At 70.4% G+C, this 21,086-nt stretch carries 20 protein-coding genes and 1 pseudogene; 6 read left to right on the top strand and 15 right to left on the bottom strand.

The window, feature by feature from the left end; all coding sequences use genetic code 11:
* The first annotated feature begins 54 nt into the window (after positions 1–54).
* Both OG738_RS29725 and OG738_RS29720 read left to right on the top strand, forming a co-directional pair.
* Positions 55–621 (top strand): TetR family transcriptional regulator, encoded by a 567-nt coding sequence (locus OG738_RS29725; protein ID WP_329045775.1) that lies wholly within the window; start codon positions 55–57, stop codon positions 619–621.
* A 143-nt stretch (positions 622–764) separates the two neighbouring features.
* Positions 765–2,426 (top strand): phospholipid carrier-dependent glycosyltransferase, encoded by a 1,662-nt coding sequence (locus OG738_RS29720; protein WP_329045773.1) that lies wholly within the window; start codon positions 765–767, stop codon positions 2,424–2,426.
* Positions 2,427–2,453: 27 nt separating this feature from the next.
* On the opposite strand, the gene OG738_RS29715 is transcribed toward OG738_RS29720, so the two are convergent.
* Positions 2,454–3,074 (bottom strand): TetR/AcrR family transcriptional regulator, encoded by a 621-nt coding sequence (locus OG738_RS29715; RefSeq protein WP_329045772.1) that lies wholly within the window; start codon positions 3,072–3,074, stop codon positions 2,454–2,456.
* 48 nt (positions 3,075–3,122) lie between these two features.
* Between OG738_RS29715 and OG738_RS29710 the strand changes: the two genes are divergently transcribed.
* Both OG738_RS29710 and OG738_RS29705 read left to right on the top strand, forming a co-directional pair.
* A complete protein-coding gene (locus OG738_RS29710) occupies positions 3,123–3,503 on the top strand; it encodes a VOC family protein (RefSeq protein WP_329045770.1) in 381 nt (126 codons plus the stop codon).
* An 11-nt stretch (positions 3,504–3,514) separates the two neighbouring features.
* Complete coding sequence (locus tag OG738_RS29705; protein ID WP_329045768.1) at positions 3,515–4,339, top strand: alpha/beta fold hydrolase; 825 nt, start codon at positions 3,515–3,517, stop codon at positions 4,337–4,339.
* On the opposite strand, the gene OG738_RS29700 is transcribed toward OG738_RS29705, so the two are convergent.
* The 8 genes and pseudogenes from OG738_RS29700 to kdpF all read right to left on the bottom strand — a co-directional run bounded on the left by OG738_RS29700 (position 4,329) and on the right by kdpF (position 12,800).
* Positions 4,329–4,643, bottom strand: a complete 315-nt coding sequence (locus OG738_RS29700; RefSeq protein WP_329056887.1) for an FAD-dependent monooxygenase — start codon at positions 4,641–4,643, stop codon at positions 4,329–4,331. The two genes, OG738_RS29705 and OG738_RS29700, sit on opposite strands and share 11 nt — an antisense overlap.
* A 223-nt stretch (positions 4,644–4,866) precedes the next feature.
* A complete protein-coding gene (locus OG738_RS29695; protein ID WP_329045767.1) occupies positions 4,867–5,076 on the bottom strand; it encodes a hypothetical protein in 210 nt (69 codons plus the stop codon).
* Complete coding sequence (locus tag OG738_RS29690; protein ID WP_329045766.1) at positions 5,073–5,768, bottom strand: response regulator; 696 nt, start codon at positions 5,766–5,768, stop codon at positions 5,073–5,075. Before OG738_RS29690 ends, OG738_RS29695 begins: the two co-directional genes overlap by 4 nt.
* The gene (locus OG738_RS29685) at positions 5,765–8,329 is read right to left on the bottom strand and encodes a sensor histidine kinase (RefSeq protein WP_329045765.1); all 2,565 of its coding nucleotides are present in this window, start codon (positions 8,327–8,329) and stop codon (positions 5,765–5,767) included. The genes OG738_RS29690 and OG738_RS29685 overlap by 4 nt, the downstream gene beginning before the upstream one ends.
* Before the next feature lie 3 nt (positions 8,330–8,332).
* Positions 8,333–8,944: a K(+)-transporting ATPase subunit C gene (kdpC, locus tag OG738_RS29680; RefSeq protein WP_329045763.1), complete on the bottom strand. Its 612-nt coding sequence runs from the start codon at positions 8,942–8,944 to the stop codon at positions 8,333–8,335.
* Between the two features lies 1 nt (position 8,945).
* Positions 8,946–11,045 (bottom strand): potassium-transporting ATPase subunit KdpB, encoded by a 2,100-nt coding sequence (gene kdpB / locus OG738_RS29675; protein ID WP_329045761.1) that lies wholly within the window; start codon positions 11,043–11,045, stop codon positions 8,946–8,948.
* On the bottom strand, positions 11,042–12,700 hold the full coding sequence (gene kdpA, locus OG738_RS29670; RefSeq protein WP_329045760.1) for a potassium-transporting ATPase subunit KdpA: 1,659 nt from the start codon (positions 12,698–12,700) through the stop codon (positions 11,042–11,044). The genes kdpB and kdpA overlap by 4 nt, the downstream gene beginning before the upstream one ends.
* A pseudogene (kdpF, locus tag OG738_RS29665) lies at positions 12,700–12,800 on the bottom strand (K(+)-transporting ATPase subunit F). Before kdpF ends, kdpA begins: the two are co-directional and overlap by 1 nt.
* A gap of 489 nt (positions 12,801–13,289) precedes the next feature.
* Between kdpF and OG738_RS29660 the strand changes: the two are divergent.
* Both OG738_RS29660 and OG738_RS29655 read left to right on the top strand, forming a co-directional pair.
* Entirely contained in the window at positions 13,290–13,466 is a 177-nt protein-coding gene (locus OG738_RS29660) for a hypothetical protein (protein ID WP_329045758.1), read from the top strand.
* Between the two features lie 96 nt (positions 13,467–13,562).
* On the top strand, positions 13,563–14,294 hold the full coding sequence (locus tag OG738_RS29655; RefSeq protein ID WP_329045756.1) for a FadR/GntR family transcriptional regulator: 732 nt from the start codon (positions 13,563–13,565) through the stop codon (positions 14,292–14,294).
* A 5-nt stretch (positions 14,295–14,299) separates the two neighbouring features.
* Here the strand turns inward: OG738_RS29655 and mhpA are convergent, their stop codons facing one another.
* From mhpA to OG738_RS29625, 6 genes are read right to left on the bottom strand one after another with little or no spacing between them, the layout of a single operon-like run.
* Complete coding sequence (gene mhpA, locus OG738_RS29650) at positions 14,300–15,823, bottom strand: bifunctional 3-(3-hydroxy-phenyl)propionate/3-hydroxycinnamic acid hydroxylase MhpA (protein ID WP_329045754.1); 1,524 nt, start codon at positions 15,821–15,823, stop codon at positions 14,300–14,302.
* Between the two features lies 1 nt (position 15,824).
* On the bottom strand, positions 15,825–16,871 hold the full coding sequence (locus OG738_RS29645) for a nuclear transport factor 2 family protein (protein WP_329045752.1): 1,047 nt from the start codon (positions 16,869–16,871) through the stop codon (positions 15,825–15,827).
* An 8-nt stretch (positions 16,872–16,879) separates the two neighbouring features.
* Positions 16,880–18,154, bottom strand: a complete 1,275-nt coding sequence (locus tag OG738_RS29640; protein ID WP_329045751.1) for a VOC family protein — start codon at positions 18,152–18,154, stop codon at positions 16,880–16,882.
* Positions 18,151–19,017, bottom strand: a complete 867-nt coding sequence (locus tag OG738_RS29635) for a fumarylacetoacetate hydrolase family protein (RefSeq protein ID WP_329045750.1) — start codon at positions 19,015–19,017, stop codon at positions 18,151–18,153. The genes OG738_RS29640 and OG738_RS29635 overlap by 4 nt, the downstream gene beginning before the upstream one ends.
* Complete coding sequence (locus tag OG738_RS29630) at positions 19,014–20,096, bottom strand: ABC transporter ATP-binding protein (protein ID WP_329045748.1); 1,083 nt, start codon at positions 20,094–20,096, stop codon at positions 19,014–19,016. The genes OG738_RS29635 and OG738_RS29630 overlap by 4 nt, the downstream gene beginning before the upstream one ends.
* The gene (locus OG738_RS29625) at positions 20,093–21,085 is read right to left on the bottom strand and encodes an ABC transporter ATP-binding protein (RefSeq protein WP_329045746.1); all 993 of its coding nucleotides are present in this window, start codon (positions 21,083–21,085) and stop codon (positions 20,093–20,095) included. The genes OG738_RS29630 and OG738_RS29625 overlap by 4 nt, the downstream gene beginning before the upstream one ends.
* Position 21,086: the final 1 nt, after the last annotated feature.

The raw sequence follows: 21,086 nt of genomic DNA, 5'->3' as shown, positions 1-21,086 counted from the left end.
AACCACGACCGCCCCCAGTTGTCAAATGAACGTTCACTCAATAAAGTGGGCCGCATGGCACCCCGAGACCCCGAGGCCAAGCGCCGCGCACTGCTGGAGGCCGCGCTGGCCGAGTTCGCCGAACACGGCATCGCCGGCGCGAGGATCGACCGGCTCGCCGGCCGGGCCGGGTGCAGCCCGGGCCTCGTCTACACCTACTTCGCCAGCAAGGAAAAGCTCTTCGAGGCCGTGTTCGACCAGGTTGTCGTGCAGGCGACCGAGGAGGCCCCGATCTCGGTGGACGATCTGCCGGAGTACGCGGGCGCCCTCTTCGACGGCCAGACCGCCCACCCGGACGTGATGCGCCTCGCCACCTGGCACAGCCTGGAACAGCGCGAAGGCAGGTCGGCGATCGAGGCCATCACCAAGGCGAACCAGGCGAAGGTCGACGCGATCCGGCAGGCCCAGGAGGAAGGCCGGATTTCCACCCGCTTCACCGCCGCGGAACTGCTGGTGCTCATCATCAACACCGCCTCCATGTGGACACTGCAAACCCCGGAGATCAGCGACCTGGGCCCGCGCGAGCACGCCGCCAGACGGGCCACGATCGTGGAAGCCGTGCGGCGGCTGGTCGAGCCTTAGCTGACCTGCTCATGGAGCTCGAACTCCCGCGGCCCGCATCCGGGGTGATCGTCGACGAGCTCTTTCTGCCCCGGCTGCGGAACCACCAGGCGGACCGGACGTCCATGGAGTGATCCCGTTCGTTCGGACGGAAGGATCGCGGGATGTCCCTCGTGACGAACCGGTCGCCGTGCGCGGTCGAGGCGATCACGGAAGTGGCGGCGGAGAAACGGCCGCGGCGGTGGTGGTTCGCGCTCGTGGTGGTCGCGCTGCTCGCGGAAATGGCGATCGCGATGATCACCACGGCCGTCGAGCAGACCCCGACGATCGACGAACCCGTCTACGTGGGCACGGCGGTGGTCTACCTGGAGCAGCACAGCCTGCGGTACAACCCGGAGCACCCGCCGCTGGGCAAGCTGATCATCGCGACCGGGCTCGCCTTCGCCGGCGCGCACCTCGATCCCGCCTTCGCCGGCGACCAGACGCAGCTCGGCCGGCATGTGCTGTACGAGTCGGGCGACGACCCGGGACGGCTGCTGCTGTCGGCGCGGCTGCCGGTGATCGTGCTGACGCTCCTGTTCGGACTGGTCGTCTTCGCGTTCGCCCGCGACCTGACCGGCCCGGCCGGCGGGGTGACGGCACTGGCCCTGTACGCGTTCTCCCCCGACCTCATCGCGCACGGGTCGCTGGCCACCCTCGACGTGCCGGTGGCCGGGTTCCTGCTGACGTCGGTCTGGCTCGTGTGGCGGGCGCGACGACGGCCGCTTCGGTACCTTCCCCTCGCGGGGCTCGCTCTCGGTGCGGCCGTGGCCACGAAGATGAGTGCGCTGGCCGCGGTTCCCGTGCTGCTGCTCCTGGTCGTGCTCTCCGTCTGGCACGCCCGCCGCGGCACCGGTCCACAAAGGATGGTCCTCGGCGTCGCGGCGGCGGTGGCCGTGGCCCTGCTCGCGGTCGCCGTGGTGTGGGCCTCCTACCTCGCCGTCGATCCGCGGCTGCACTGGACGACGCCGCCGAACCTGCCGGCCGTCCACGGCCTGCGCGCGGTCGCCGAATGGCTACCGCTGCCGAGGCCCTACCTCGACGGGATGCGCGTCCAGTTCGCCTTCGAAGACCGGACGTGGAGCACTTTCCTCTTCGGCACTTACCACGCCGGTTCGCTGTGGTACTACCTGCCGGCCGCGTTGCTGGTGAAGACGCCGCTGGGCGCGCTGGCCCTCGGGCTGGCCGGCGCGGTCGTGCTGGTGGCGATCCCCCGGTTGCGCCCGGCGGCGCCGTACGTCCTCGTCCCCGCGGCCGTGCTGCTGGCCGCGGCCATGACCAGCACCCGCGACCTCGGTGTCCGGTACGCGATCTTCGTACCGATGTTCCTGGCGATCGCGGCGGCCGGCGTCGTCGCGATCCCCCGGCGCCGGGCGCACGCCGCGGTGGCGGTCCTGGTCGTCTTCGCAGCCGTCAGCTCGCTGCGGACGTTCCCCTACTACCTGCCCTACTCCAACGAGGCGTTCGGCGGCCCGGCCCGGACCCACCTGCGCCTGCACGACTCGAACGTCGACTGGGGCCAGGACCTGGGCCGGCTGGCGGGCCGGCTGAGCCGGGACCACCCGGGCGAGCGGATTTGGCTCGTCTACAAGGGAAGCGGCGTGCCGTCCGCGTACGGCATCGCCGCCGCCGACCCGCTCGCCGTGCCCGCGGCCGAGGTGCACGGGCTGCTCGCCGTGTCGGATTCCGCCATCGCCAAGGCGGACGGCCGCCTGGCGGCGCTGATCTCCGGCAGCGCCCCGATCGACGAAGTCGGCCACTCCATCACGATCTACCGCCGCCCGTGACGAACGTCAGCCGGTGCGTACCCGGGGTCAGATTCCGTTCAGCAGCGCGTGGGCGAGCGAGTCGACGACGAAGCGTTCCCACCGCTCGGGCGGCCAGCCACGGTCGGCCAGCACCAGGTACATCTCCAGCCCCGACAACGCGCACAGGATGTCCACGGCTTCCTCGACCGGCACGCGCAGCGCGGACAGCGCATCCAACTGCCCGGCCAGGACGCGGAAGGCCGTCGCCGTCTCGGCCATGTTCGCCGTCCACTGGGCGGCCATGTCGGGGTCGACGACGGCCGCGTCGCGGACCACTCGCATGATCGGACCGATCCGCGTCAGGATGCCGCGCCCGTAAGCCGTCCACAGCTCGATCACGCGGCGCGGCTCCCGCTCGGCGGCGGCCTCCTCCAGCCAGGGCCGGCCGAGGATGCCGACCGGGACGTCGTCGCCGACCACCGCGAGGTCGACCGCTTCCTTGAGCAACGTCCGCTTGTTGCCGAAGTGGAAGTACACCGTCTGGACGGCCACCTCGGCCCGGCTCGCGATCTGCTCGAGCGTGGTGGCCGCGTAGCCGTCGGCGACGAACAGGTCGCCCGCCGCCGCCACGATGCGCCGTCGGGTCGCCCGGGTGCGGGCCGCGCGGGGCTTGACGTTCTCGGTCACACGTTGCACTCTAACTCTAGAGTTGGACTACAACGAAATGGGGTCGGCATGGAGATCGCCGGAATCCACCACGTCAAGCTGCCGGTGAGCGACATCGCCCGCAGCCGGGCCTGGTACGAGCGGGTCCTCGGCTTCGAGGTGGCCATCGAGTTCACCGAGGACGGCGAGGTCCGCGGCTTGGCCCTGCGCCGCGACGGGTGCTCGCCCCAGCTCGCGCTGCGCCACGACCCCGTCCGCGCCAAGGCACTCTCCGGCTTCGACGCGCTGGCCCTGCTCGTGCCGGCCCGGGCGGACGTCGAGACCTGGAAGTCCGCCCTGGACGAGGCCGGCGAACCCCACGGCGGTCTCGTGACCGGCCACGGCGGCGGAAAGGTACTGGTCGGGCTGCACGACCCCGACGGCATCGAGATCCGGCTCTACGCGAACTGAGGAGACGAGTCATGTCCACGACAACGATCGACGGCGTCACCATCGGCTGGACGGACACCGGAGCCGGCGACGCCACCCTGCTCGTGCACGCCGGCGTGTTCGGGGCGTGGTTCGAGCCGCTGGCCGGGCACCTGCCCGGCCGGGTGATCCGGATGCTGCGCGCGGGCTACACCGGCGGCGAGGTCCCGCGCGAGCCGATCGAGCTGGCCGCGCACGCGGCCCACGCCGCGGCCCTGCTCGACCTGCTCGGCACCGGGCCGGCCACCGTGGTCAGCCACTCCTCCGGCTGCGCGATCGCGCTCCAGCTCGCCGTCGACCGGCCGGATCTCGTGGCCCGCCTGGTGCTGTCCGAGCCACCGCTGATCGACGAGCTGCTGGACCCGGCCGACCTGCCCGAGGTGCGGACCACGATCGGCCCGGCGCTGGGCGCGGCGATGGCGGCCGCGGCCCGCGGCGACATCCCGGCGGCGTTCGACACGTTCAACACCGTCGTCTGCGGCCGCGGCTACCGCGCGGTGCTCACCGACGTCCTCGGCCAGGAGGGCATCGCGCGCGCCGAGCGCGACGCGGAGTTCTTCTTCACCAACGAGGTTCCCGCCCTCGGCCGGTGGACACCGCCCGACCCGGCGCGGATCAGCACCCCGGCGCTGCTCGTCCAGGGCGCGGCCAGCCCCGGCCCGACCCACCGGCTGATCGCCCGCCTGGCGGCCGCGCTGCCGGACGCCCGCGTCACGACGATCGCGGGCGCGAACCACCTACTACCGCTGACTCATCCCACCGAACTGGCCGGCGCGATTTGCCAACCGCAAATCACCGACACGCATGTCACGAGCTGAAATGAACGTTGCTCCGGACGCGGCCGCCGTGCGCGGCGTCCCCGATGCACAGCAAGCCCTCGACATGCCATCGGCGCAGCCGGTTGAGCCGGACATCGAGCAGTTTGACGTCGTCCATCAAGACCAGCTCGACGACTCGGTCGGCGTACTCCGGGAGGAGTTCGGCCACATCACACCGGAACGCATCGATGCCGCGGGCACGCAGCCGGCTGTCGGTACCCTTGCGCGCGACATACCCGATCTGAAAATAGCCCTCCCGAGGAATGACGATCGCAAAACGTCCCCGACCTGGCCGCCGGGTCAGCTGGCCGACCTGCTCGCCTTCACGACGCGAGAGCCGAAACCACCAGGGATCAGCGTCCAGCAGGGACCGCCGGGGATCGTCGTATCGCCGGCCGGCCCGGGATCAGGCGGCCGGTCGTGGCGTACCTCGCGCGGATAGCCGCGCGCGCCGCTTCTGCCCATGGGAAAGCCAAGCCCACCGCGGCGCCGCGAACAGGCGCGGAGGCGAACTTACGGATTCCTGGCTACTCGTCCTCGAGCTCGGCCAGCACCTCGGCCGCGGTCTGGCTGCCGTCCCTGGCGAGCCGACGGAGTTCGTCGAGGTCTTCCCGCTCGGTGGCGAGCTCCACGAGCAGGTCCACGGCGTCGGAGTACCCCTCGGCAGCCCACTTCCGCAGCTCGGTGGAATCGCCACGCTCGGCCGCCAGCTCGATGGCTTCCTCGGGATCGGTCACGGCGACTCCTCCGGGACGAAGCGGTACCCGATGCCGGTTTCGGTGATCAGGTACCGCGGGTGGGACGGCTCGGGTTCGAGCTTACGGCGCAGCTGGGCCATGTAGACGCGCAAGTAGTGCCCCCGGTCCGCGAAGTCAGGTCCCCAGACGGTGGTCAGCAGGTGCGTGCCGCTGATCAGCGATTCAGGATTGCGGACGAGCTGTTCGAGGATGGCCCATTCCGTGCGGGTGAGGTGCACGGTGACCTCGCCCCGGCGGACGATCTTGGCCCCGACGTCCACCGTGAACGCGGCTGTCTCGACGACGAGGGCCGGGTCGGGCGGCGCCCCCAGAGCCAGCCGGCGTTCGGTGGCGCGCAGGCACGCGAACAGCTCCTCCATCCCGAACGGCTTCGTGACGTAGGTGTCGGCGCCGGTGTCGAGGGCCCGGATCTTGTCGGCGGAGTCGTGGCGGGCGGAGAGCACGATGATCGGCATCGCGCTCCAGGTGCGCAGTTCGCGGATCACCTCGATGCCGTCGACGTCGGGCAGGCCGAGGTCGAGCAGGACCAGGTCGGGATGCTCGGTGGCGGCCGCCAGCAGCGCGGAGGCGCCGTCGGCGGCGGTGACCACGGAATAGCCGCGGGCGGTGAGGTTGATCCGCAGCGCCCGCACGAGGGCGGTTTCGTCGTCGACCACGAGCACGGACGTCAACGCACGGCCTCGCTTTCCCGGGTGGCGGCGACCGGCAGCGAGAGGACGATCGTCAGCCCGCCACCGGGGGTGTCTTCGGCGCGGATGGTCCCGTCCATCGCTTCGACGAAGCCCTTCGCGACGGACAGACCGAGCCCGACGCCGGTCGTGGTGTTGCGGTCCCCGAGGCGCTGGAACGGGGCGAACGCCGAGTCGGCGGCGCCCTTCGGCAGGCCCCGGCCGTGGTCGACGACGCGCAGCTCGACCCGGCCGGCGTAGGCACTGGCGCGGATGGCGATCGCCGACGGCGTCCGTCCGGTGACACCGTGCCGCAACGCGTTGTCGATCACGTTCGCGACCGCGCGCTCGAGCAGACCCGCGTCCGCCAGCACGGCCGGCAGCCCGTCGTCGACGTCCAGCTCGATCGGCTCGCGAGCGTCCAATGCGGACAGTGCGGTCGCGACGACCTCGTCGTAGCCGACCGGGCGCAGCACCGGTTGTACCGCGCCGGTGGCCAGGCGGGACGAGTCGAGCAGGTTGTCGATGAGACCGGAGAGCCGGTCCGTCGACTCCTCGCCGGCGATGAGCAGTTCTTCGACGTCCTTTTCGGACAGACTGACGTCGTGGGCGCGCAACCCGCCGAAGACGGCCTTGATGGAGGTCAGCGGAGTCCGCAGGTCGTGCCCGATGGCCGAGAGCAGCGCCGTGCGCAGCTCGGTGGTCTCCGCGCGGCGCTGTGCCTCTTGAGCTTGGGTGGCCATCCGCTGCTGCCGCAGCGCCAGCAGCGCCTGCCCCGCCGCCGCTTCCAGGACGCGCTGGTCGTGCGCGGGCAGCGTCCGGCCGCGCAGGGCGAGGTGGACGTCGTCGGTGACCGGGACGTCGACGTCGGCCTTGTCGGGGTCGTCGCACGGCCGCTCCCCCGTGCAGGCCGCGCGGACCCATTCGTCGTCCTGCTTCTCCAGCAGGGAAACGGACTCGAGCCCGAAGTTCTCGCGGATCTTCTCCAGCAGCCGCTGCAGCGGCTGGTCGTGCCCGAGGACCGTCCGGGCGTAGGAGGCCAGCAGGGCGGCCTCCGTCTGGGCCCGGGCCGCGGCATCCGCCCGGCGAGACGCCCGGTCGACGACAAGCGCGAACGCCACCGCGACCACGACCATCGCGACCAGCGTGATGACGTTCTGCTGAGCGTCCACGGTCAAGGTGTACAGCGGTGGCGTGAAGAAGAAGTTGAGCAGCAGCGCGCTGGCGATCGAAGCGAACAGCGCGGGTCCGAGCCCGCCGACCAGCGCGACGATGATCGTCGCGAGGAAGTAGTCGATGACGTTGGTGGACAGGATCAGCGTCTGCCGCAGCACCACGCCGATCACCGTCGCCACCGCCGGCAGCGCCAGCGCGAGCGCCCAGCCGAGGAGCTGCCGCCGCCGGGCCAGGGAGCTGCGCGGGAACAGCTTGGCACGCAGCCGCCCGCCGGATTCGTCGTGGGTGACCATGTGCACGTCGATCGGCCCGGACTCCTGCACCACCGTGGCGCCGATGCCCTCGTCGAACAGCCGCGCCACCCGCGACCGCCGGGACGTGCCCACCACCACCTGCGTCGCGTTCACCCCACGGGCGAAATCCAGCAGCGCGGTCGGCACGTCATCGCCGACCACGGTGTGGAAAGCGGCGCCGACATCGTCGGCGAGCTTGCGGTACTCGGCGATCGCCTGCGGGGAGACGCCGGCCAGCCCGTCACCACGCAGGATCTGCAGCACCAGCAGCTCGGCCCCGGCCCGCTTCGCGATGCGCCGCGCGCGCCGGATCAGGGTCTCGCTCTCCCGCCCGCCGCTGATCGCGACGACCACCCGCTCGCGGGCCTCCCAGGTGTCGGTGATATCGCGTTCGGAGCGGTACCGCTGCAGCGCGACGTCGACCTGGTCGGCCACCCAGAGCAGGGCGATTTCCCGCAGGGCGGTGAGGTTGCCGGGCCGGAAGTAGTTGCCGAGCGCGGCGTCGATCCGCTCGGCCGGGTAGACGTTGCCGTGCGCGAGCCGCCGCCGCAGCGCCTCCGGCGTGATATCGACGAGCTCCAGCTGCTCGGCGCGGCGGACGACCTCGTCCGGGACCGTTTCCTGCTGGGCGATGCCGGTGATCCGTTCGACGACGTCGTTGAGGCTCTCCAGGTGCTGCACGTTGACCGTCGAGAGCACGTCGATCCCGGCATCCAGCAGCTCCTCGATGTCTTGCCAGCGCTTCTCGTTGCGCGAACCGGCCACGTTGGTGTGGGCCAGCTCGTCGACCACGGCGACCTGCGGCGCCCGCGCGAGGATGGCGTCGACGTCCATCTCCTCGAAGGCGTGCCCGCGGTAGTCCACCTGCCGGCGCGGGACGACCTCCAGCCCGTCGAGCAGTTCGGCGGTCCTGCGCCGGCCGTGCGTCTCCACCAGGCCGACGACGACATCGGTGCCGCGGTCGAGCCGGCGGCGGGCCTCCCCGAGCATGGCGAAGGTCTTCCCCACGCCCGGGGCGGCCCCGAGGTAGATCCGCAGGCCGCCGCGGCGGCGTTTCCGGTCAGCGCCGGGCGGTCTCGCGTCCTCGGTCGTCACGAGTCAGTGCCTGGCCGCCGCGACGGCGAGGTTGAGCTGCAGGACGTTCACGGCCGGGTCACCGAGCACGCCGAGACCGCGGCCGGTGGTGTTGTCCGCGACGAGCTTGCGGACTTCGTCCTGGCTCACGCCGGTCTCCCGCGCGACCCGCGGTACCTGCAGCTCGGCGTAGGCCGGGCTGATCTGCGGATCGAGTCCCGAGGCCGACGCCGTGACCGCGTCCGCCGGGACCTGCGACGCGGGCACGCCCTCCCGCTTCGCGATCAGGTCCTGCCGCTCCTTGACCAGCGCGAGGAGGTCCTGGTTCGCCGTGCCCTTGTTCGAGCCGCCCGAGGTGGCCGGGTCGCCGGGGCCGAGCGGGTCCTTCGACCCCGCCGACGGGCGGTTGTGGAAGAACGGGTCGTGCGCCGGGTCCTTCGCCACCGGGTCGACGCCGATCAGGCTCGACCCGACGGCCTGGCCGTTCCGGTAGACGACAGAACCCTCGGCGTTGTCCGACAGCCCGGGGATCCGCGCGACCGCCCACACGCCGAGCGGGTAGAGGATCCCGGTCAGCACCGTCATCACCAGCAGGAGCTTGAAGCCGGCCACGGTCTGCTTGAAGAGCACCTTCATGTCACATTCCCGGGATGAGTCGGACGAGCAGGTCGACGAGCCAGATCCCGGCGAACGGCGTGACGATCCCGCCGAGGCCGTAGATCAGCAGGTTCCGCCGCAGCAGGGACTTGGCGCCCGACGGCTTGTACCGCACGCCGCGCAGGGCCAGCGGGATCAGGCCCACGATGATCAGCGCGTTGAAGATGACCGCGGACAGGATCGCCGAGTCCGGCGAGTGCAGGCCCATGACGTTCAGCCCGCCCAGCTGCGGGTAGATCGCCGCGAACATCGCGGGCAGGATCGCGAAGTACTTGGCCAGGTCGTTGGCGATGGAGAACGTCGTCAGGGCGCCGCGGGTGATGAGCAGCTGCTTGCCGATCTCGACGATCTCGATCAGCTTGGTCGGGTTGGAGTCGAGGTCGACCATGTTGCCGGCTTCCTTGGCCGCCATCGTTCCGGTGTTCATCGCGACCCCGACGTCCGCCTGCGCCAGCGCGGGGGCGTCGTTGGTGCCGTCGCCGGTCATCGCGACCAGCCGCCCGCCCTCCTGCTCCTTCTTGATGAGCGCCATCTTGTCCTCGGGCTTGGCTTCCGCGAGGAAGTCGTCCACCCCGGACTCGTCGGCGATCGCCTTGGCGGTCAGTGGGTTGTCGCCGGTGATCATGACGGTCTTGATGCCCATGGTGCGCAGCTCGGCGAAGCGTTCCCGCATGCCGGGCTTGACGACGTCGGACAGCCGGATCACGCCCCGCACCACGGCGACGCCTTCGACCTGCTCGGCGACGACGAGCGGGGTGCCGCCCTCGGCGCTGATCAGGTCGACGGTGGTGTGCACCTCATCGGGGACGGTGCCGCCGTTCTCGGCGACCCACACGCGCACCGCGCTGGCCGCGCCCTTGCGCACGATCCGGCCGCCCAGGTTGATGCCGCTCATCCGGGTCTGCGCGGTGAAGGGCACGAATTCGCCGGACTTCTCGGCCTCGCTCGCTTCGGTGGGCAGGACGTGCTCGCGGGCGCACAGGTCGATGATGCTGCGGCCCTCGGGTGTGCCGTCGGCCAAGCTGGACAACCGGGCCGCGATGGCCAAGTCGTCCACTGTGGACGACCCGACGGGCAGCAGCTCGGTCGCCTGCCGGTTGCCGAAGGTGATGGTGCCGGTCTTGTCCAGCAGCAACGTCGAGACGTCGCCGGCGGCCTCGACCGCGCGGCCGGACGTCGCGAGGACGTTGCGCTGCACCAGGCGGTCCATCCCGGCGATGCCGATCGCCGACAGCAGCGCGCCGATCGTCGTCGGGATCAGGCAGACCAGCAGCGCGGTCAGCACGATCACCGACTGCTGGGAGCCGGAGTAGGCGGCCATCGGCTGCAGCGCCACGACGGCGAGCACGAAGATGATGGTCAGCACGGCCAGCAGGATCGTCAGCGCGATCTCGTTCGGCGTCTTCTGCCGCGAAGCGCCTTCCACCAGCGCGATCATGCGGTCCACGAAGGACTCGCCCGGCTTGGTCGTGATGTGGACGACGATCCGGTCGGACAGCACGGTCGTGCCGCCGGTGACCGCGGACCGGTCGCCGCCGGACTCGCGGATCACCGGAGCGGACTCGCCGGTGATGGCCGACTCGTCGACGGTCGCGATGCCCTCGACGACGTCGCCGTCACCCGGGATCACCTGACCGGCCTCGACGACGACGCGGTCGCCGATCTTCAGCTCGGCCCCGGGCACCTCCTCGATGGTGCCGTCGGCCCGCAGCCGCCGGGCCACGGTTTCCTTTTTGGTACGCCGCAGGGATTCCGCCTGTGCCTTGCCGCGGCCTTCGGCGACGGCCTCGGCGAGGTTGGCGAACAGCACGGTGAACCACAGCCAGAGTGCGATCCCGATGTTGAACACGCTGGGGTCGGCGATTGCGAAGACCGTGACGAGCGCCGAGCCGACCCACACCACGAACATGACCGGGTTGGCCAGCTGGTGTTTCGGATTGAGCTTGCGCAGCGCGTCCGGCAGCGACGTCCAGAGCTGGCGCGGGTTGAACACGCCCGCGCCGACCCGGCCCGCGTTCTCGACGTGGTGCTGCGTGTCCTCCTCCGGCGTGCGCCGTGGGGACTGTTCGGTGGTGGTCATGCGAGTGCCTCCGCGATCGGCCCGAGAGCCAGCGCCGGGATGAACGTGAGCGCCGCGACGAGCACGACCGTGCCCGTCAGCATCGTGGCGAACAGTGGGCTGGTGGTCGGCAGCGTGCCCTCGGTCTCCGGAACTTTCCGTTGCGCGGCCAGGGAACCGGCCAGGCACAACACGGCCAGGATCGGGACGAACCGGCCGAGCGCCATGCACACGCCGAGGGTGGCCTGGTACCAGTCGTTGGTGACGGTGATCCCGGCGAACGCGCTGCCGTTGTTGTTGCTGGCCGAGGTGTAGGCGTACAGCAGTTCCGAGAAGCCGTGTGCGCCTGGGTTGTTGAGCGCGTCGGTGTTGCCGGGGATCAGCAGCGCCGCGCCCGTGCCGAGCAGGACCGCGGCCGGCATCGCCAGCATGGCGATCGACGCGCAGGTGACCTCGCGCTTGCCGAGTTTCTTGCCCAGGTACTCCGGCGTCCGCCCGACCATCAGCCCGGCCAGGAACATCGCGATGATCGCCATCACCAGGATGCTGTAGAGGCCGGTCCCGACGCCGCCCGGCGACAGCTCACCGAACATCATGTTGAGCAGCGGCCCGAAGCCGCCGAGGCCGGTGAAGCTGTCGTGCATCGAATTCACCGCGCCGGTCGACGTCCCGGTCGTGGAGTCGGCGAACAGCACCGACGCCGGGATCCCGAACCGGGTCTCCTTGCCCTCCATCGCCGCCCCTGCCAGCAGCGCGGCCGGGCCGTTCGGGTGCGTCTCGGCCCACCACATCAGGGCGAGCACGCCCGACCACAGCACGCCCATCACCGACAGCAGGACGTAGCCCTGCTTGGTGTTGCCGACGAGCTTGCCGAAGGTGCGGGTCAGGCTGACCGGGATCACCAGCAGCAGGAAGATCTCGATCAGGTTCGACCACGAACTGGGGTTCTCGAAGGGGTGCGCGGAGTTGGCGTTGTAGATGCCGCCGCCGTTGGTGCCGAGCTCCTTGATGGCTTCCTGGCTGGCGCTCGGCGCGAGTGCGATGGTGCTGCTCGAGCCGTCGATGTTCGTGACGGCGACGCCCGACTTGAGGCTCTGCACCGTGCCCAGCGCGACCAGCACGATCGCGAACAGGAACGACATCGGCAGCAGCAGCCGCACGGTGCCGCGGGTCAGGTCGACCCAGAAGTTGCCCAGCCGGTCGGTCTTGGACCGGATGAACGCGCGGGTGAGCGCGATCGCAACGGCGAGCCCGACCCCGGCGGAGAGGAAGTTCTGCACGGTGAGGCCGGCCATCTGCACGACGTCGCCCATGGTCGTCTCGGGGACGTAGGACTGCCAGTTCGTGTTGGTGACGAAGGAGATCGCGGTGTTGAACGCGACGCCCGGGTCGACGGTGCGGCCGAAGTTCAGCGGCAGCAGCGGTTGCAGGCGCTGCAGCAGGTACAGGAACAGCACCGAGACGAACGAGAAGCCGAGCACGCCGGAGGCGTAGGTCTTCCAGTGCTGTTCGGTGCCCGGGTCGGCCCGCACGATCTTGTAGACGACCTTCTCCAGCCGCCAGTGCTTCGTGCCGGTGAAGATCCTGGCCATGTAGTCGCCCAGTGGCCGGTACGCCACGGCCAGGGCGAGCAGCAGGAGGCCGACCTGTCCCAGGCCGGCCCAGGTCGAGGACATCAGAACTTCTCCGGTTTGATCAACGCGATGAACAGGTAGACGATCAGGGCCAGCGCCAGGACTCCCCGACGACGTTGGCGAACACGCCGGTGCCGCTCACAACCGCTCCAATCCACGCAGGGTCAAGGCCAGCACGGCGAACACGACGATCGCCAGCAGCACATAGGCCAGATCGGCCATGCGACTGCTCCTTTCTCATCCAAGACAGGCCGAGGCCGACCGAATGGTGACCCAGCTGGCGGAAGCGTGCCTGCCGGAATTCCTGACCATATGCCACCTGACAGACCCTTGATGCGTCTTCAGCGCGCATTGACGCGTCCTTGACGCGAGTGGCTACGCAGCGGATCGACGGTCGCCCGATCGAGGTAGTTCAAGCGAGCAAATCGATTCGCCGTGCACACTCCCCGTGTCCGTTCCGTACTCGCTACAACTGGGACTCGGAAGGTCAACGGCTGGCCGCGACAGAAATTCGAGGCCGCTCTTGAACGACCACGCCTTCGCCTGTCCCGATCCGATTCTCGTCCCGGGAGTTCTTCTTGGCAGCCGACCCCGACATCCACACGTCCGCTCCCGCCGAAGCACCGTCCAGGTGAGCCACGACGGCGCGATCGCCGTGGTGGTCACCCACGACGGCCGGGTGCGCGACCTGCAGCCGGCCGACACCGTGACCGCCCGCCCCGCGGTTCAGCTGAGCCGCGACATCCTCGAGTGCATCCACTCCGCCCAGGCCCTGTTCGACCCGGGCCGGCCTCAGCCGTTGAGGTAGTCGTCGTCCACCGCCGCACGAACGACGACTCATGCGCGGGCTCGGGCGACCAGAACACGATATACGCATATTCGATATGTCTGATATATTCGGTGGATGGAGGAAGTCGCTGACCTCGCGTTCGACATGCCGCGGCGTGAATCGCGGGCGGAGGCGACCGCACAGGCCGTCGAACGCAGGATCGTGCAGGACCGGCTCGAGCCCGGTGTGCGGCTCGGGACCCGACGGGAGCTCGGTGAGCTGCTCGGTGTCGCGCCGCAGACGGTGAGCGAAGCGATCAAGCTGCTGGAGGACCGGGGCCGGGTGGTCACCAAGACCGGGCCCGGCGGGGGCGTCTTCGTGGCCGAGCCGGCGGTCGGGGTCCGGCTGGCGCGCAGCATGATGGCGGTGTCCGGGTCCGAGAACCAGGTCGTCGAAGCGCTGGAAGTGCGCGATATCCTGGAAAGTGCGGTGATCGTCCACGCCGCCCAGGCGGGACATCCTGCGCCCGGGCTCGACGGGATGCTCCGCGCGCTGGATCGAATGCGGGCAGCGACGGACACCGCCGAGTTCTATCGCCGTAACCTCGAGTTCCACGCCGAAATCGCCGAGCTGTGCGACAACGAAATGCTCCGCACCCTGTACTGCGGCCTGCTTGAGATCGTGCAGGCCAGCGCCCCACGGCTGACACCGTTGCCCGGCCAGGACCCGCAGAAGCTGCGCGACGGGCGGACGAAGGTGCACGCCGACATCGCCGACGCGATCGTCCGCGGCGACGTGAAGGCGGCGCAGGCGGCGGCCCGGGCGCACGCGAAACACGGTCGCGCGGTCGTCGCCCGGCGCCTCTGAACCAGTCAGCGGGAGCCCGGAAAGTACTCGCACACGACCCTGATCATCGCCTTCGCCGCATCGGCCGAATCCGTGGCGCCGTGCACGTACCGGTCCGGCCGCACGAGGGCGAACCGCGCACCGTGCCGGTCGAACCACTCGCTGACCGACTGGTCCACGGTGAAGAGGTGACCGGTGCCGGGGTCGCCGACGGCCACCAGCGGAATTCCGAGCTGATCGGTGACGGCCCGGATCTCGGGCACCGCCGCACCGCGCGCCACCACCACGACCTGCGGCGGCACGACGTCGTCGAACATCCCCAGCCATCCCTGCCCGTCCAGCACCGAGGGCTGCGGGAACTGTTCCCCCGCCCCGGGTGTGCCGTCGAACAGTCCGCCGGTGAGTGGTGGCATGCCTTGGAACGTGGTTCGTGGCAGGTCGCCGGACTGCGCCGCCTGCCGCAGCCGGCGGTCTCGCTTCTTCGCTTCGGCCGGGTCGAGCACGCAGATCTCGAGCCCGGCGGCGACGGCCATGCCGATGATGCGTTCGACGTGCGGACGCCGCTCCGCCTCGTAGCTGTCCAGGAGCTGCTGGGACGGGCCGCCGGCTCGGGCCGCGGCGAGCTTGCCGACCAGGTTCTGGACGTCGCGCAGGCCGTGGCAGAGGCCTTGACCGAGGAACGGCGGGGTCTGGTGTGCGGCGTCCCCGGCGAGGAAGACGCGACCACGCCGCCAGGTCTCGGCGATCAGCGAGTGGAACCGGTAGACCGACGCGCGGATGATCTCGACCTCGTCCATGCCGACCCAGGGGGCGAGCAGATCCCGGATGCGCTCCGGGCGTTGCATCTCCTCCGGTGTCTCGCCCGGCAGCAGCATGAACTCCCAGCGGTGGTGGCGGCCGGGGCCGGGCACCCGGGTGGCCGGCCGGGCCGGGTCGCAGAACATCTCCGACTCGTCCGGCCGGCCGATCTCGCGGGCGCAGCTCAGATCCACCACCAGCCACGGTTCGTCGAAATCGCCGTCCAGCAACCGGATTCCGGCGCTGCTGCGCACGAAGCTCGAGGCTCCGTCGGCCCCGATCAAGTACCGCGCCGACAGCGTGCTCAGCTCGCCGCCGGGGTCGCGGATGGTCACCGTGACGTGGTCGTCGAGCTGATCGACGGCGACGGCCTCGACGCCGAGCTGGACGTCGACGTCGTCGAGTCGGGTCAGTCCGTCACGAAGCACCGCTTCCAGTGTCGGTTGGTAGAACAGGTAGTGCGCGTCCCAGCCGTAGGGTTTGTCGCTGGGCCAGTCGTGTACGCGGATCGGCTCGGCGTCAGCGCCGTAGAAGGTGCTGCGTTTCCACACCCGGACGGCCGGCAGGACTTCGCGCGCCAGCCCGACCTGTTGCAGGATCCGCATGATGTGCGCGTCGAAGTGGATCGCCCGCGGCAGGTCGAACACGCCGGGCGCGCGGTCGAGGACGGCCGTGGTGAGCCCGGCCTGGCCGGCCAGGTTGCCGGCCATCGCGCCGACCGGTCCGCACCCGAGGACGAGGAGATCCAGCACCTCAGCTACCCCTGGCGACCTTCAGGTGGGAGTAGAGCGGATCTCCCGCCCCGAACTCGCCGCGCAGCAGCTTCGTTTCGTCCAGGCCCATCAGGTCCCAGTACGGCAGGCCCGAATCGTCCACCCGGCTCCAGTCGAACACGACGTCGCGGTGCGCGATCCCCCAGCGTCCGTCCCGGAATTCCATCTTGTCCAGGTAGCGGCCGCCGATCCGGCTCTGCGTCTCGACCCCGTCTTCCTCCCGGATCACCACGGCGATGTGGTAACTCTCCACGTCGGCCTGGTCGCCGTCCAGCTCGATCAGGACGTTGGAGATGAAGTGCCACAGCCCGGTCACCGGCGCGGTGGAGTTCGGCGAGATCATCGAAACGTCGCGGATGAAGCCGGCCGCGGTGCCGTCGAATCCCTCGTGGTTCTCGGTCGCTCCGGGGTGGTAGCAGCTCAGCGCCAGGTCCACGTCGCGGCGGTCGCCGGCGCGGGCCCGGCGGTACAGCAGCTCGGTGATCTGCTGCTTGGCCACCAGTTCGGCCACTGCGGCCGCGATATCGGTAGTCGTGTCCCCGTCGGTCGTCATGCGTCCTCCAGCGGAAGGCGGCTGTGGGTGGGTGCCGGTCGCGAGGCTCGCTCGGGACCAGTCGTAGACGACGGTGCGACTGCGCAGCAGCCAGCGCCCGTCCAGGTGCTCGCACACGTCCAGGTAGCGGCCGCCGATGTCCACGTCGTACTCGCCGGAGTCCAGCACCAGCCGGTGATAGGCCCAGTGGTAGGACTCCACGCGCGCGCTGTCCGGCGAGTCGAAGTCGGCCAGCACGTTGGAGATCGTGTGCCGCTGCAGCCCGTACCGGCGGTCGCGGTAGTTGTTGCGACGCAGGTATTCTGCGAATTCCTCGATCGTGCCCCCGAAAATGCCGTGCTCGTCCCGGGAGCCGGGCACGTGCTCGGCCACGATCGCGTCCGGGTCCTTCGCGTCGGCGGCCCGGCCGCGCCGGACGAGCAGCTCCTCGATCTGCCGGTGGGCAAGCAGCGTCTGGACGGTGGAGGAGGTCACGGCGCCGCTCATTCCCACGGCCCCAGGAACTGCTGGCCGCCGAAGACGTCGCCCGGGGGGTCGATCAGCTCGGGCCAGCCGTCCGCCGCACCGGACACAGTCGCCGGAAACGGATCATCGGGCGCGCACTGGCGCTGGTAGTAGTACAGCTGCACGAGGTTCCCGTCAGGGTCGCGCAGGTGAGCGACATAGTCGAAGCCGGGCACCAGCTCGCCGGGAATGTGGATCTCTTCGGCGCCCCTGGCCACCATGTGGGCGACCGCCGCGCGGAGCTGGCGGTAGTTCGCCAGCCGGAACCCGAGCGCCAGGGAGTCCGCGCGAGGGTCGAGACCGAGGGCGTCCCGCAGGCTTGCCTCGTACAGCGCCAGGTTGTGGTGGTCGGTCCCGCAGCTGAGCAGGACGCCGCGGTGGCCGTTCCATTCGAGGGTCCGCCGGACCTCGAAGCCGAGCACCCGGGTGTAGAAACGTCGGGCCTCGTCGAGATCCGTGACGAACAGGCTGACCGGCCCGATGCCGACGATCTTGAACGGACGCTCCATGAGCACGCCGTCCACCGGGAAACCGGCCGGTGCCGTCGTTCCCGCGCGGTGGCCGGACAGGATGTCGACGCCCGCGTCCCGGGCGCCGGCGATCTCGCTGGCTTCCGACGGCTGCGGCAGGGACGGACGTTCGTTGAGCACCCCGGTCCACATGGGACGAGGCTTGCTCAGCCCGTCCCAGCCGATCTGTTCCATGCCGTAGAACAGCTCGTTGATGTGGCCCTCGGGGTCGAACAGGTAGGTGTGCCAGTTCGAGCCCGGCATGTCCCGCCCCGAGCGCAGCAGCCGCTCGCCGCGGCCCCAGATCCACTCCGCGCCGTCGACGACCTCGGCGAGGCTGCCGACCTGCCAGGTGACCTGGTTGATGGACGCGCCGGCCGAGCCGTTGGCCTGGCCCACCCAGTCCCACACCCGCTGGCTGATGAACACCAGCTGGTGGTGCTCACTGCCGAACCGGGTGAAGTGCAGCAGCCTCTCGTTCGGGGTGAGGTTCGCCTGCTCCTCGGCCGGGAGCCGGGACGGCATCGTCCCGGACTGGTCGGAGATGATCAAGCCGAGGCCCTCGACGTAGAAGTCGAGCATCGCGTCGAGGTCGACGCAGTTGTACCCGAAGTGCCCGAGGCGGCGGATCTTGAAGGGCCGCTCGAGCCGGACGCCGCCGACGTCGTACGACTCGCCGGTGCGTGCGGAGCGGTCCGGTTGCCGCTCCACCGGGTCCGGGGTGCGGGTCGGTGTCCCGGTCACGGGGTCTCCTCTCGGACGACGGGGTTGCGCAGCAGGCCCACCTGGTCGATCTCGACCTCGACCACGTCGCCGGGGCCCATGAACACCTGCGGGGTCTGGCGCGCGCCGACGCCGCCGGGGGTGCCGGTCACGATGACGTCGCCGGGCAGCAGCTCGGAGATGGTGGACAGGTAGGCGATGAGCTCCGGGATCCCGAAGATCATTTCACCGATCTTCGTCTGCTGCATGACCTTGCCGTTCAGCCGGGTGGTCAGCTGGACGTCGTCGATGTCGGCGACTTCGTCCCGGGTGGTCAGCCACGGACCGAACGCGCCGGTGCCGGCGAAGTTCTTGCCCGAGGTGATCTGCGCGGTGTGCCGCTGCCAGTCCCGGACCGAGCCGTCGTTGAAGCAGGAGTAACCGGCGATCACGTCGTAGGCCTCCGACGGGGGAACGTGCCGGGCCCGGCGGCCGACCACCACCGCCAGCTCTCCTTCGTAGTCCAGCCGGTCGGACACCGTCGGCTGCACGATCGGCTCGAGGTGTCCGCACAGGCTGCCGGCCACGCGGAGGAAGAACGGAGGTCGCGTCGGCGGTTCCCAGTTCCCCTCCGCGACGTGGGCGGGGTAGTTCAGCGCGGCACACCACACGGCTTGGGAATGCGGGATCACCGGCCGGAACCGGACCTGCTCCGGGCCGAGCCGCGTACCGCCGGCCAGGGCGCGTTCGCCGATGTCGGCCAGGGCTGCCGGGCCGAGTTCGAGTACCTGGCGCAGGTCGGCCGGTGTCTCCGTATCGAGAGATCGGACGTCGATCACCGAGCCGTCGCCGTCGCGGATGCCGAGGGACGGCCCCTCATCGGTCACTATGGACGCAATCTTCACCGTGACGTTCCTTCCGCTAGGGGATGGTGACTCGGCAGCGTGGTTTTCAGCGACAGCGCGCTGCCGGTCATGCGGGCGAGCAGTGCCTCACCCGCGAGCTGGGGGTTGCCGGCCGTGACGTGGCAGGCGACGGCGTGTCCGTCGGGCCCGGTCCGCAGCGGCGGTTTCCGCTCGGCGCAGATCGGCTGGGCGAGCGGACAGCGCGGGTGGAACGCGCACCCGGTCGGGGGTTCGACCGGGGACGGCGGATCCCCGGCGAGGACCACCCGGCGGCGCGACCGCTGCGCCACCGGATCGGGCGCGGGCGACGCTGAGACCAGCGAAGCGGTGTAGGGGTGGCGGTAGCGACGGGCCACGGCTTCGGCGGGGCCGACCTCGATGATCGAGCCGAGGTACATGACCGCGATCCGGTCGCTGACCGCCTCCACGACGCCGAGGTCGTGCGAGACGAACAGGTAGGTCAGCCCGAGCTCCCGCTGCAGGTCCCGTAGCAGTCCCAGCACCTGCGCCCGGGTGGAGACATCCAATGCGGACACCGGCTCGTCACAGAACACCAGGCGCGGCCGGGTGATCAGCGCCCGCGCGATCACGATCCGCTGGCGTTGTCCGCCGGAGAACGCGCCGGGCCGCCGATCCGCGGCGTCGCCGTCCAGCCCGACGAGGCCGAGCATCTCGACCGCGGCGGCGCGTTGCTCGGCCGCGCTCGTCGGGCCGGCGACGCGCAGGGGTTCGGCCACGATCCGCCCGACCGTCCATCGTGGATCGAGAGCGGAGTACGGATCCTGGAAGATCATCGTCATGTCCGGTCGTAGCGCGCGAAGCTGCCGCGGCGGCAGAGCCCGCAGATCTCGCCCGGAGAAGGTGATCCGGCCCTCGTCGGCCTCGATCAGCCGCAACGCCAGCCGGCCGAGGGTGGACTTCCCGGAGCCGGACTCGCCGACGATCCCCAGCGTCGCACCGGCGTCGACGTCGAGACTGACGTCGTCGACCGCGTGCACCAGCTCGCGCGCCCGGCCCAGAATGTCCCGGCGCACCACGAAGTTCCGGCTGACATTGCGCACCGACAGCAAGGGGCTCATGCGCCGACTCCCATCAGGTCCAGCTCGGTCGTCCGGACGCACCGCGCGGCCCGCGCGCCCTCCAGCGGGCGCAGCACCGGAACGTCCACGGTGCACTCCGGTGTCGTATAGCCACAACGCGCGGCGAAACGGCAACCAGGCGGGAAGTTCCCGGCCCGCGGTGGCTGGCCGGGGATTCCCACGAGGTGCCGGGCGGCGCCGACCCGGGGCAGCGACTGCAGCAGGCGTTCGGTGTAGGGGTGCCGGGGCCGGTGGAACAGCTGCTCGGTGCCGGCCTGCTCGACGACCTGACCGGCGTACATCACCGCCACCCGGTCGCACAGCTCGGCGACCACGCCGAGATCGTGCGTGGTGATGAGCGTCGACATCCGCATCGTCGCCGCGAGACTCTTGATGAGCTCGAGAATCTGGGCCTGGGTCGTGGCGTCCAGGGCGGTCGTCGGTTCGTCGGCGATCAGCACCTTCGGCTCGCAGGCGATGGCCATCGCGATCATCACGCGTTGCCGCATTCCGCCGGAGAGCTGGTGCGGGTACTGATGGACACGGCGGCGTGGGTCGGCGATACCGACCAGCCCGAGCAGCTCCAGGGCGCGGTCGCGCGCCGGGCGGCGCCCGAGGTCGGTGTGCCGCCGCAGCACCGACGTCAGCTGGTAGCCGGTGGTGAAGGCGGGATCCAGCGAGGTCATCGGGTCCTGGAAGATCATGCCGATCTCCTTGCCGCGGACCGCGCGCATCGCCGGTTCGGGCAGGTCGAGCAGCTCCCGGCCGAACAGCTTGACCGAGCCCGAGGTCACCCGGGCCACCAGCGGATCGAGCAGGCGGGTGATGGCCAGGCTCGTCAGTGACTTGCCGGACCCCGACTCGCCGACCACGCCCACGATCTCCCGGTCGGCGACGGTGAGGTTCGCGCCGGTCACCACCTGCACCGGCCGGTCGCCACCGACCAGCGAGATCTCGAGGCCCCGCACCGAAAGTGCCGTGTCGTCCATG

The sequence above is a fragment of the Amycolatopsis sp. NBC_01488 genome, from assembly GCF_036227105.1.
In the GTDB taxonomy this organism is placed as follows: domain Bacteria; phylum Actinomycetota; class Actinomycetes; order Mycobacteriales; family Pseudonocardiaceae; genus Amycolatopsis.
Note: the sequence above shows the minus strand (reverse complement) of the source record. Positions and strands in the feature narration are given on the sequence as shown.